General features: G+C 68.0%; 7 protein-coding genes and 3 tRNA genes. 1 reads left to right on the top strand and 9 read right to left on the bottom strand.

Annotated elements, in window-relative coordinates; translation table 11 throughout:
* Positions 1-63: 63 nt before the first annotated feature.
* The 5 genes from ACN9M6_RS11570 to ACN9M6_RS11550 form a co-directional block, all read right to left on the bottom strand.
* Positions 64-151: transfer RNA gene (locus tag ACN9M6_RS11570), tRNA-Ser, on the bottom strand.
* 181 nt (positions 152-332) lie between these two features.
* A tRNA-Ser gene (locus tag ACN9M6_RS11565) sits at positions 333-418 on the bottom strand.
* Between the two features lie 19 nt (positions 419-437).
* A tRNA-Gln gene (locus tag ACN9M6_RS11560) sits at positions 438-510 on the bottom strand.
* 105 nt (positions 511-615) lie between these two features.
* Complete coding sequence (locus tag ACN9M6_RS11555; RefSeq protein WP_419163053.1) at positions 616-891, bottom strand: hypothetical protein; 276 nt, start codon at positions 889-891, stop codon at positions 616-618.
* Positions 892-1,170: 279 nt separating this feature from the next.
* A complete protein-coding gene (locus ACN9M6_RS11550; RefSeq protein WP_419163052.1) occupies positions 1,171-2,169 on the bottom strand; it encodes a GntR family transcriptional regulator in 999 nt (332 codons plus the stop codon).
* 179 nt (positions 2,170-2,348) lie between these two features.
* Here ACN9M6_RS11550 and ACN9M6_RS11545 point away from each other — a divergent pair, with 179 nt between their 5' ends.
* On the top strand, positions 2,349-4,397 hold the full coding sequence (locus ACN9M6_RS11545; protein ID WP_419163051.1) for an ArnT family glycosyltransferase: 2,049 nt from the start codon (positions 2,349-2,351) through the stop codon (positions 4,395-4,397).
* 19 nt (positions 4,398-4,416) lie between these two features.
* On the opposite strand, the gene polX is transcribed toward ACN9M6_RS11545, so the two are convergent.
* The 4 genes from polX to ACN9M6_RS11525 all read right to left on the bottom strand — a co-directional run bounded on the left by polX (position 4,417) and on the right by ACN9M6_RS11525 (position 12,299).
* Positions 4,417-6,177: a DNA polymerase/3'-5' exonuclease PolX gene (gene polX, locus ACN9M6_RS11540; protein WP_419163050.1), complete on the bottom strand. Its 1,761-nt coding sequence runs from the start codon at positions 6,175-6,177 to the stop codon at positions 4,417-4,419.
* The gene (gene ligA, locus ACN9M6_RS11535; RefSeq protein ID WP_419163049.1) at positions 6,177-8,216 is read right to left on the bottom strand and encodes an NAD-dependent DNA ligase LigA; all 2,040 of its coding nucleotides are present in this window, start codon (positions 8,214-8,216) and stop codon (positions 6,177-6,179) included. Before ligA ends, polX begins: the two co-directional genes overlap by 1 nt.
* 51 nt (positions 8,217-8,267) lie before the next feature.
* A complete protein-coding gene (locus ACN9M6_RS11530) occupies positions 8,268-8,966 on the bottom strand; it encodes a hypothetical protein (protein ID WP_419163048.1) in 699 nt (232 codons plus the stop codon).
* 147 nt (positions 8,967-9,113) lie between these two features.
* The gene (locus ACN9M6_RS11525; RefSeq protein WP_419163047.1) at positions 9,114-12,299 is read right to left on the bottom strand and encodes a VPS10 domain-containing protein; all 3,186 of its coding nucleotides are present in this window, start codon (positions 12,297-12,299) and stop codon (positions 9,114-9,116) included.

Genomic DNA, 12,299 nt, shown 5'->3' with positions numbered 1-12,299 from the left:
AGATATCCAGTGTTTCCATGGCCTCCGCGATACTTTTGGAGACCTACGGAAACTCTGGAATGACGGACGGGGTGGGATTCGAACCCACGAGGCAGGGTTGCTGCCCACACGCTCTCCAGGCGTGCGCCTTAGTCCTCTCGGCCACCCGTCCAAAAAAAGCCTCCGGGTGTGAGCCCGGAGGTCTGAGGCGAGGCGGAGGGGGTGGGATTGGTGAGCCTGTTCCACAGGCTCACCGAGCTCGCTCCCTTCGGTCGCTCGGTTCGAACCCACGAGACTCTTCGAGTCACGACCTCGGCAGGAGTACCGCCCCACTCACTCTCCAGTGCTTCAGGCGGAGGGGGTGGGATTCGAACCCACGAGACTCTTTCGAGTCAACGCCTTAGCAGGGCGCCGCCTTAAGCCACTCGGCCACCCCTCCGCATGCTTCGTGCCGCTGATTGGCCCGCCAGGACTCGAACCTGGAATCTTCTGGTCCAGAGCCAGACGTGTTGCCAATTCCACCACGGGCCAATGTCCATGTCTTCCCCGGAGATTCGGGATCCACCTGTCCGGGTTGTGTCATGGGCCGTCGATAATACTTGAGCCGCTACGGCGGTTCAACCTCCGTGAGGCGCCTCAGCGGCTGGCGGGGTCGGCGGGAGTCGTGCCGGACATTGAAGCCTCACCACCCGAGCCGAGGTTTTCCGCTTCCTTCGCGGCTTCGGCCATCGTCTTGAAGCCGGAGCCGGCGCGAGGGGCGTCCGTCGAGGCCAGGGGGACGACGTACCACCGGTCTGCGCGATCGTCCGGGCGATCCATGTAGTGTCCACGCTCGAGCCGGTATCCGGCCATCTCCGCCTTGAAGCGCAACGCTCTGATAATCACGCCGGGGTCGATGTCGCCTGCAGTCACTTTAATGCCTCGGACTCTGATTCCTCTGAACACATTCTTATGCGGACGTCGCAGGACTTCCACGCAAACGGAACACCTCGGCAGACAGTCGTTGTCACGCGTGCGTGCCTTTCGGAATAGTCCCGTGGATAGTGCGTTCGAGTAGTTGTGAAGACAGCCGGGAAACCGGGGAATCCGGTGAGGCCGTCGAGCACTAGCAGGGCCAGAATGATCAGCCAGATCCGCTTCTTCTTCATGATCCCCAATACCTCCGGCCGGGGTGGGACGACCCCCGTGGTTTCAACCTAGGGACGGAGGGCGACACGGGCTACGGGCGCCGGTGCTTTGGGGCGATCCCGACGCCGTCGCGGCGCCTCTGTCCGCTTTCGACAAATATCGGCGGAGTCGTTCGGTCTCTCGGGGTGAGATGAGGGTAATGGGTATTCCCGGAGCTGATCTCGACGTCGTCTGAGGCATGGTGGTCAGGCGGTCGTGGAAGACGATTGCAGCCGCATTCACCGCGCGCCTTGTCGCCTTCCGGTCACGGTCCGGGTCGAGGGCCGCGAAGCTGATGCCCCGACCGAAATCGCGCGCCGCGAGTTCCGCCGCAAAGACGCGTACGGTCTCGCTACGGGAGAGCAGGACCACCAGCCCACGCTTCACCCGGCGCCGGACCAGATTCCGTTCTCGGGTACCGCCGGCCAGTGCGACGGGTACGCACTCCACGATCCCCGATCGGCGGATTCGCGGAAGAAGTTCGCGGCGAACGATCACCGGAGAGTCGGCGGGGAGGACGCGCGTCGAGCCGACCGCCCGGACGACGATGCGGCAGGCCGCTTGCAGCTCCGCGGCGAGTACCGATCGGAGGCCCGCGCGAGGTTCGCATAGCGTAACGCGGCGTGGATCCGCGCTACGTGCGCCCACGACGATGCTCTGCAGTTCCTCGAGCACCTCCCAGCGCGAGAGCCCTCCGGCGTGCGCCTCCCGGAGCAGCGTGAGCGCGGCCCCTCTCGCCGTCCGGGAGGGTGCGAGCCATTCCGGGTGGGGGCGGATCGCCGCGCGGGGACGGCGTCCGCTCGCGAGTTCAATGAGATTCCGCTCGCGAAGCCGGGCCAGCGCCGCTCCGACCGTGCCGCGATCGACGCCCAGGTGGCGTGCCAGATCTCGTGACGACGGGAGATGAGCTCCGGGCCTCACCTGTCCGTCCCGGATGCCGGCCTCCAGATCGGCGGCCAGCTGTTGGCGCAGCGGGATATAGTGGCCCCGCGAGAGCGGATGTCGTCCGCGTGTGTCGATCATGTTGCGATCCTCCGTAGTCGATGTCTCCCGTCCCTGCCGGTTTCTCCGCCGGCAATATCGAAACGGGTCTCAACGGGTAATCAACCGATGAACGGATTGAGACTCGGTTTCGCGGAAGGAAGAGACTGAGGAGAGGATCCGAGAGGGGAAGCGGCCGGTAGAGCAGGAGACGTGCGGCGGTGGACGACGGCAGAGGGATGAGTCCGGAGACGGGAGCGACACGGACGGCGAAGCGCGCGGCGGGGTGGCTGCTCCTGATCGTTCCGTTCCTTCCGTTGCGGCGCCTCTTCAGCGACCCCCCGGGCACTTCGTGGCTGCCCGGTCCCGGTGAATGGATGCTCGGCCTGGTCGTCTTCGGGGGACTCGCGTGGCTCGCGAGCCGCCTGTATCCGCAGGGGGTCGAACGAGCGGCCGCCACCATCGCCGCGACGGTCCATCGACCGTCGGACGCGGTGTTCCGACTGGCCACGCTCGGCGTCCTCGCAGCCTTGCTGGCCGCAGCTTCCGTCGGCGCCTTTTCAAGCCGGCCCCTCCTGATCGATTCGATGGTTCAGCTCTTCCAGGCGAAGATCTTCGCAACGGGGAACGTGTGGGTTCCCGCCCCCGACCTCGACGCGTTCTTCGCGACGCAGCACATGGTCTCCGACGCCGGTCGATGGTACTCGCAGTACCCGCCGGGGCACCCGGCAGCGCTCGCGCTCGGAGTCTGGCTCGGCATACCCTGGCTCGTCCCCATTCTCTTCTCGCTGGTTTCCGCCTGGCTCGTGATCGACACCGCCCGCCGCGTCTTCGGCGAGGCGGTTGCGCGCGTGACGGGGGTGCTGCTCGTGTGCGCGCCGTTCTTCTGGTTCATGGGTGCGAGTTACATGAACCACGTTTCCTCGCACCTGTACATCGCACTCTTCCTCTGGTGCTTCGTGCGCTGGGTGGGGGCCGGGACGCGGGCATCGCGTGCGGACGCGACTCGACGGGTGTGGATTCTCGCGGCCGGGGTGGCGCTGGGGGCGGCATTCGTCACCCGTCCGTTGACGGCCCTGGCCGTGGGTGGCGCCCTGACGGTTCCGGCGCTCCGGGTAGCGGGTTCAAGCTGGCGGTCGGCGGCCCTGCTCGGGGGGGTCGGCTTCCTCTCCATCGCGTCCCTCTATCTGGCCTTCAACGCCGCCACAACCGGCGACGCGTTCATGACCGGCTATGTCAGGCTCTGGGGGGAAGCGCATGGTCTCGGCTTCCACGCGTCCCCCGGGGGCGATGCCCATACGCCGCTCACGGGTCTCCACAACGAGATCATCGACCTCCGGCTCCTGCATGCGTTTCTTCTCGAGTGGCCGATCCCGGCACTCGCTCCGCTTGGTATCTTCCTCGCGGCCGGCTGGTCGACTGAGCGCCGGGACGGGTGGCTCCTGGGGGGACTCCTCGCGATCCCCGCAGCGTACTTCTTCTATTGGCACCGCGACGCGTTCCTGGGGCCGCGCTATCTGTACGAGGGCCTCCCCTTCCTTCTTCCCTTGCTGGCAAAGTCGCTTCTGGGGCTCCGCCGAAATCTTCGAGGGCGGCGGCCCGCCTGGCTCGGGCGCGTAGACGCCGGGACCCTCACCGCCGCACTCGTCGGGGCCTCCTTTATCTATTCCCTCGGCTACGGAGTCCCGCAGCGGTTTCGGGTCTACGCGACCAGTCTGGACAGCCTGAAACGGGATCTCGTTGTGGAGGCTCGGCAGGCGGGGATCGAGCGAGGTCTGATCTTCGTCAAGGTGAGCTGGGGGAACCGGCTTATCGCACGCACGCGAGGGGCGGGGGCGAGCGCGTCCGCGGTCGAGCGCGCATACCGGCGATCGGACCACTGCGAACTTGAACTCATGGTTCGGACGGCGGAGAGCGAAGGCTGGAGCAGGGACCGTCTAGACCGTGAGTTGCCGTCGATCTTCCGCTCCGCGGACAAACTGAGAGGGTTCCCGCTCAACGGGGACCCGACGCTTCGGTTCGCCCCGGGGCTCCCGCTGGCTGCGGTCTGTGTTGAAGAGATCATCTACGACCGTGACGGCCGGGATGTGATGCCGGCAACGCCGTCCTATTCCAACTATTCGCCTCACCTCGCGGCGAATACCCCCACTCTGGAGCGACCGTTCGTCTTCGCCCGGGACCTGCGGGAGCAGAACGACCGGCTGCGAGAGCGGTATCCCGATCTTCCGGCCTGGCTGTACCGGGGCGGGATGTTCGTCCCCCTCCCCTGACAGCCCGCGTCAGCCGGGCTTAGCCGAGGCCCGCGAGGAAGTCGTCGACGCCGCGCGTGTTCAGGACGTGGTCGGGGGTGAGCCACGCACGGCGCGCCTGTTCGATTCCGTAGCGCGCGAGGTCGAGTTCGTCCGGGCGGTGAGCGTCGGTGGTCACGACAACCGGCACGCCCAACTCGCGGGCACGCCACAGGTGAGTGTCCTTGAGGTCCAGGCGGTTCGGATGCGAGTTGACCTCCACCGCCACCCGGAACTCCGCGCAGGCCTGCAGGATCTCGTCGATGTCGACGTCGATCGGCCCTCTTCGATTGAGGATCCGCCCAGTCGGGTGGCCGAAGATCATCGCGCGTGGGTGGGACAGAGCCTTCAGCACGCGGGCCGTCTGCTCGGCGCGGTCGAGTCCAAAGAAGGAGTGAACCGAGATGATCACGACATCCAGCCCCTCCAGCATCTCGTCCTCGAGATCCAGCGAACCGTCCCTGAGGATGTCCACTTCCATCCCCCTGAGAATCCGGATCTCGGGGTGCGCGGCCTGCACCTGCTGGATCTCCTCCCACTGGCGGCGGAGCTTGGCGGCGTCCAGCCCCTCGACCATCGCGAGCGCCTTGGAATGGTCCGTGATCGCCATATACTCGTACCCGCGCCCGACGCAGGCGGCGACCATCTCTTCAAGCGGGACGCGGCCGTCGGACCACGTGCTGTGCATGTGCACGTCCCCGCGCAGATCCGACCGCTCGACGAGCCGAGGTAACGTCCCGGCGTCGGAGGCGGTGAACTCCCCCCGGTCGGTGCGGATCTCGGGGGGAAGCCAGTCGAGATCCAGGGCCCGGTACACTTCTTCCTCGGTCTCCCCGGCGACCATCTCACCCTCCGAGGCGACGCCGCGCTCCCCCAGCCGGTCGCCGACCGACTCGTCCGGGATCCCGAACACACCGTACTCGGACACGCGCAGCTTCCGTTCGAGCGCCCGGCGCCGGAGCCTGATGTTGTGCTCCTTCGAGCCCGTATAATAGACGAGCGCGGCGCCCCAGCTCTCCGGCGGCACGACGCGCAGGTCGACCTGCAGGCCGCTGCGGAGCCGGACCGAGGTCTTGGTCCCGCCGGCCCCGATCACGCTCTCCACGCCGGAGAATCCAACGAGGGCGTCCGACGCGGCACGCGCGTCGTCGGCCAGTACGAGCACGTCGATGTCGCCCACCGTCTCCTTGCGGCGGCGATAGCTCCCGGCGACCTGCAGCCGGGTGATACCGGCGGTCGCCTGAAGGTGCTCGATGAGCGGTGGCAGCAGCTTGTCCACCTCACCCAGGCGGAAACGGGCCGTGTTGGCCCGATAGTTGCGAATGCCGCGGAGGATCCGATCCTGCGTCTTGATGCCGAAGCCGGGGAGTTCGGCGACGCGACCCTCGCTCGCGACCTCCTCCAGATCCTCAATCGACTCCACGCCCAACTCGTCCCACAGCTTGCGCGCCTTCTTGGGTCCGACGCCCGGGAGGCGCATGAGATCCACCAGGCCTTCCGGGATTTCCTCGCGCAATTGATCCAGAACGCCGAGTCGCCCGCTCTCCACGAGTTCCCGGACGTTGTCGGCCATCCCCTTTCCGATCGACGGCAGCTCGGTCAGGTCGGCGCCCTGTTCGATCAGCTTCCGCATGGGGGTCGCGTGCGCGTTGATGGTGCGTACCGCGTTTCGGTAGGCCCGAACCCGGAAGGGATTCGCCTGCTGGATCTCCAGGAGGTCGGCCACCTCGTCGAGGGTGCGGACGATCTCGATGTTCTCCATCAGGATTCGTCGGACTGTTCGGACTCGGCCGGTCGGCCGCCGCGCAGGAGTTCGAGGAGGCCCGCTTCGTCGAGAATCTCGACGCCGAGAGTCTGGGCGCGCTCGAGCTTGCGGCCCGGGTTCTCGCCCGCAACGACGTAGCTCGTCTGCTTGCTCAGGGAGGACGCGACCTTCGCACCCTGAGCCTCCAGCCGTTTTCCGGCCTCGGCGCGGCTCATCGATTCGAGACCCCCGGTGAGGACGATGCGGAGGCCGGCGAGGGCGTCCCCGCTCCGGGGCGGAGGCACCGGGTCGATGAATCCGCGGAGTTCGTCAACGATCGCCGATACCCTCGGGCGTGCAAGGAAGGCCGTGATCTGTTCCGCCATCTTGGGTCCGATCCCGTCCACGGTCTGGAGCGTCTCGTCGTCCGCGGCCCGGAACGCCTCGAACGACGGGAAGTGCGACGCGAGTTCCCGCGCCACCGTCACCCCAACCTCCGGGATTCCGAGACCGTAGATGAAGCGCGCGAGTTCCGTGCCGCGAACGTCGCCGATCGCCTTGACCAGGTTAGTGGCGGACTTCTCCGCGAAACCCTCCAGCATCACCAGCGTCTCCGCCTGCAGTTCGAACAGCTGGGGCACGCGTTTGATCACGCCCTGCCGGACGAGGAGGTTCGCGGTCTCCTCTCCGAGGCCCTCGATGTCGAGCGCGTGGCGGGAGCCGAGGTGCTGGATGCGGCCCGCCAGCTGCGCGGGACAGGCGAACAGGTTGGGGCAGAAGGTGTACGGGCCGCGCGGCTCCAGCCCGGTCCGGCAGGACGGACACTCGGGCGGCATCACCCAGGGTTCGGCCCGGTCCCGCCCCGGCTCCTCGATCCGCTCCACCACCTGAGGGATCACGTCGCCGGCGCGCTGCACCCGCACACGGTCACCCTCCCGGATGTCCTTGCGGGCGACCTCCTCCCGGTTGTGCAGGTTCGCCCGGCTCACGGTCACGCCGCCCAGCTCCACCGGCCGCATGAAGGCGATCGGCGTCACAACGCCGGTCCGCCCCACGCTGGGGACGATGCGGTCGAGCCGCGTCACCTCCTTGCGAGGCGGGAACTTGAGGGCGAACGCCCAGCGGGGGTGGTGCGACGTCTCGCCGAGTTCGTCGCGGTCGGCCACATCGTCGAGTTTGATGACGATCCCGTCGATCTCGTACTCGAGGTCGTCGCGGTCCTCTTCAAGCTCCGCATGGAAGGCGAGAATGTCGCCGACTCCGGCTGCGGGCCGGGAGCGGTCGTTGACGGGCAGCCCCCAATCGCGGAGCGCCTCGAGCGTCTCCCATTGCGTGGGCGGCGGACGGCCGTCGATCGCGAGGATGTCGTAGACGTAGATGTCGAGCGGGCGGGCGGCCGTGGTCTGCGGGTCGAGCTGCCGCAGCGAGCCGGCCGCCGCGTTGCGCGGGTTCGCGAACGGAGGGCGATCGCTCTCCAGCAGCCGGGCGTTCAGGGCCTCGAACGCCCCCACCCTCATGATGACTTCGGCCCGCAGCGCCAGGAACCCCGGCATCGTGCGGTCCGCTTCCCGAAGCCGGAGCGGCACCGACTGGATCGTGCGGGCGTTCTCGGTCACGCCCTCGCCGCGGACCCCATCCCCCCGCGTGACCGCCCGCGACAGCCTGCCACCCTCGTACACGAGTTCGATCGAGGCGCCATCCAGCTTGGGTTCGACGACGTAGGTCACGTCGTCCCCCAGCGCCTTCCGCATGCGCTCGTCGAAGCGCTGGAGCGGCTCGAGATCGGCCGACGAATCGAGGCTCAGCATGGGCGCGGCGTGCTCGATCGTCTCGAACGCGTCGAGCGGCTCGGCCCCCACGCGCTGGGTCGGCGAGTCGGGGGCGACGAGTTCCGGGTGCGCCTCCTCCAGCGCCCTGAGTTCGCGGAACAGCTCGTCGAACCGCTCGTCCGAGATCTCGGGCTCATTGCGGACGTAGTAGAGATACGAGTGGTGTCGAAGCGCCTCGCGCAGGTCGCGGGACCGCCTCTCGGGACCGCCGGGACTCGAATCGCTCATGGCGCGGAAGCTACCCCCGCCACCGGTCGCGAAACAGCACGGTCGCGGGGCTCAGAAGCTGATGCCGATGAGGGCTCCTGCCAGCAGGTAGCTGTCGTCGGCGGTCGTAAGCCCGGCGTACGGCCGAACGAGGATCCTGCCGATCTCGACCGTGATGCCGCCCCGGATCACAGCGCTGACTTCCCTGCCCCCTTCTACGATGTCGTCGTAGAGCCGATCAACCGCATAGTTTTCGACGCTCACGATCAGCGAAGGGATGATCGCGAGGCCGGAGCCCGGTGCACTGAAGCGCTGCCCCACGGCCACGCCGCCTCCGTATACGGTTTCGCTCTTGTAGGGGAGGTCGGAGAAGTTTCTCGACAGGACGCCTCCGGTACCTACGGTGACGACCGGGCACACCGACAGGAGGGGGATCGGTAGCTTCAAGGCGAAGTTCGCCCGCGAATCCGCGAAGTCGAACTCCTGGTCGAACTCATCCGCGCCGGAGAACTTCAGGTAGCGACCCGTCGCGGCCACCGGACCCAGATCGAGCCCGACGGCTCCCCCGATTCCCCGCGTGTCATCGGACGATTCGCGCCACACGGCTCCCGAGGCGCTCAAGAACCCATTGCCGCTGAATCCGAGGCAGGCCTGTGCCTCGAGCACCGCCGGAGTCGTGGCTCCCAGCAGGGCCAGCCATGTCAACAGGCGCAGCGCGGGCTCCGGAAGCGACCCGCGGGTCTGTATCTCTTTCTCCGGCTTGTTGTCCATCCTCTTCTCCCTGGCGTTCGGGGCACACGCAGCGGAGAACGGGCACGAGACCAGCGGTCGCTGCGCCATCTGAACGGTTTACCCTGCTAGCCGGACCGCGTTCAGTTGTGGCGAACGGGTTCGAGGAAAGGGCGCGGAAGGTGCTGTTTAGCCCTCTCCGTAGGCCGTAGTCTCCCCCGCCTCGAGTAGCGCGTCGAGTTCCGGTGCTGTTTCCGCCAGCGCGGCGTCCAGCCGGGCGGACGCGGCCTCGGCCTCGGCGCGGATTTGCTGCAGCCTTCGCCGCTGGTCGTCGGACGGGCCCGTCAGCGAGCCGGTAGTGGAAGGGCCTCCGTCGAACTTGCCGCGCAGGCCAGTCCACCAGCTGCGGATGTCGCCGTTGATCGAGCGCCACTCGTCGGCGACTCCCTCGATCTCGGCCACGAGTTCGCGCGCGCGTTCGAGATCCTCGGCAGCCACGTCCTCGGCGCCCTCCAGCGCCTCGAGCGACTCGGAAGCTCGGCGCTCCAGGCCGTAGGCCGTGATACCCCGCTCATAGGCCGTCCTCTGCAGGTCGAAGAGGGCCATGGTGAACTCGTAGCGGGCCAGTCTCTCCTGCGCGGATATCGGCAATTCGGGATCGGGACGTACCTCCAACGACTGCTCGCGCGTCTCGCCTCCCACGGTCAGGCGCACCGTGAATGTCCCCGACAGGACGAACGGACCCTCGGGGCCCGCGTCCAGGTTGGGCACTGCATACTCCGTGGTGTCGTGCGGCAGCGGATCGTGCCGCAGGTCCCACGTTACCCGGTTGAGGCCGGAGGCACCCGGGCCGTCGAGCGTGCGGACATCTTGACCAGCACCATCCAGCACTTCGATTGAGACGCCGCCAGCGCTCGACTCCGCCAGGCGGTAGTCGAGGTTGGCGCCGAACGCGGGGTTCGCCGCGCGGAAGGACCCCTGGCCCATCGAAGGCACGTCGTTTCGGTACAGGAAGAGGGTCGCCGGGCGCGGGGCGAACAGCTGCACGGCGTCTCCGGCCGCCGCCGAACCCTGCGAGAGCGGCGAGATGTCGTCGAGGCTCCAGATGGCGCGGCCGTGCGTGCCGAGGACGACGTCGTTCTCGCGAGGATGGAGCTCGATGTCGTCGACCGGGACCGCCGGCAGCCCTGAGCCGAGCGGGGCCCATGTCGCCCCCTGGTCCAGCGAGGCGAAGGCGCCGTTCTCCGCCCCGACGAGAAGCAGATCCGGGTTGTCGGGATGCTCGCGGATCACGTTCACGCTCGCCATCCCGCCGCCCGTCGGCCGATCGGTGGCCGTCACCGCTGCCGCACCGTTCAGCCCCTCCGCGAGCGAGCGCCACGTGGCGCCGTAGTCCTCCGTCACCACCACGTGCGGGCCGTAGTCGTTGTCCCAGTGGCCGTCCAGGCTCACGTAGGCGCGGCCCGCCTCCGCATGCGAGGCCTCGACCCAGCTCGCGTAGTACGGGAACGGGAGCCCCGCCGCCGCGGCCACCCGGTCGGTCAGGTCCGCCCAGCTCGCCCCGTCGTCCCGGCTCAGCCGCACCGAGCCGTCGTCCGCGCCGACCCACAGTACCCCCGCCTCGACCGGCGACTCCGCCACCGCCGTGATCTCCCCGTACCCCGACGCCCCGTCGTGCTTGGAGAGCGTAGTCGAGTCCGGCCGAGCCCCCATGATCTCCAGACTGTCCTGATGCAGCTGCCGCGTTAGGTCCTCGGTCACGCGCCAGCTCTCCCCGCGGTCGTCCGAGATGAAGAGCCGGTTCCCGCCCAGGTACACCCGCGCCGCGTCGTGCGGCGACACCAGGATCGGCGACTTCCAGTCGAAGCGGTACTGGACCGTCGTGTCCGGCGGGAACGGCTTGAGCGCCTTGCGGTCGCCCGTCGCCAGGTTCACCCGCACGATCCCCGCGTTCTGCGACGTCACGTACACGGTCCTCAAGTCCCCCCAGTCCGTCTCCGCGTACATCCCGTCGCCATAGTCGAGGACCTGCCAGTCACGGTTCATGATCCCCTGATAGCGGCGCGTGCGGCTCGGACCCCGGTAGGAGTTGTTGTCCTGCAGCCCGCCATAGACGTAGTACGGGTCCGCCAGATCCAGATCGATGTCGTAGAACTGGGCGATGGGGATATTCCCGATGAAGGTCCAGTTGTCCCCGTCGTCCCACGTCGAATAGAGCCCGCCGTCGTTCCCCAGAATCATGTGGCGGGAATCCTCGGGGTCGATCCACAGGTCGTGGTGATCCACGTGGACGCCGGTGTTGTATTCGATCTCCATGGGGAGGGCTTCGAAGCTGTCGCCGCCGTCCTCGGAGCGGTGCAGGCTCCCCGCCACGAGCCAGACCCGTTCCTCGTCGTTGGGGTCGATGCGTAGCTGGCTGTAGTACATCGGACGCTGGTTCAGTTCGTTCACCCGCGCCCACGTCTCGCCGTAGTCGCGGGAGGTGAAGATGCCGCCCTCCTCGGCCTCCACCACGGCCATGACGAGGGCGGGATCCCGCCGCGAGACGGCGAACCCGATCCGCCCCTTGTCCCCCTCGGGCAACCCCTCGCTCACCTCCGCCCACGAGTCGCCGCCGTCCGTCGACTTGTAGATCCCGCTCCCCGGCCCACTGCCCGCGAACCCCCACGCGCGCCGCCGCCTCTGGTACGCGGCCGCGTAGAGCATCGACGGGTCCGCCGGGTTGAGCGCGAGGTCCACGAAACCGGTGTCGTCGTCGATGTGGAGGACCTTCTCCCACGTCTCGCCGCGGTCCGCGGTCCGGTACACGCCGCGCTCGGGGTTGGGGCCGAAGAGGTGCCCCAGCGCTGCGACCCACACGATGTCCGGGTTCGTGGGGTGGACGACGATCCGGCCAATGTGGCGGGTCTCCTCGAGCCCGGTGAGCCGCCACGTCTTGCCGCCGTCCGACGAGTGATACACGCCCTGCCCCCACGGCGAACTGTTGCGGTTGTTCGCCTCGCCCGTTCCGACCCAGATCTCCAGCGGGTCCGATGGAGCGAGTGCGATGTCGCCGATCGAGAGGTTCGCCGCGTCGTCGAAGACGGGCTCCCATGTCGTCCCGTGATTGACGGTCTTCCACACGCCGCCCGAGGCCGCCCCCACGTAGATGTGCGACTGCGTCCCGGGCACGATCTCCACGTCCGCGATGCGCCCGCCCGAGATCGCCGGGCCGATGGACCGCCAGGTGAACCCCGCCGCGATTCGCCCCGAAGACTGGGCCTCCGCGTGGGGAGGGGCCGCGAGGAGTGCGAGTTGTAGCGCCGCCAGCGACACCACCGCGCGGAACGAGACCGCGAAGAGAAGGGCCGGAGCCCGCATGGGGTGGAAAGTCAT

Origin of the sequence: Candidatus Palauibacter sp., from assembly GCF_965197445.1 — a bacterium.
Lineage (GTDB): Bacteria > Gemmatimonadota > Gemmatimonadetes > Palauibacterales > Palauibacteraceae > Palauibacter.
This window is presented reverse-complemented; position numbering and strand designations above follow the sequence as displayed.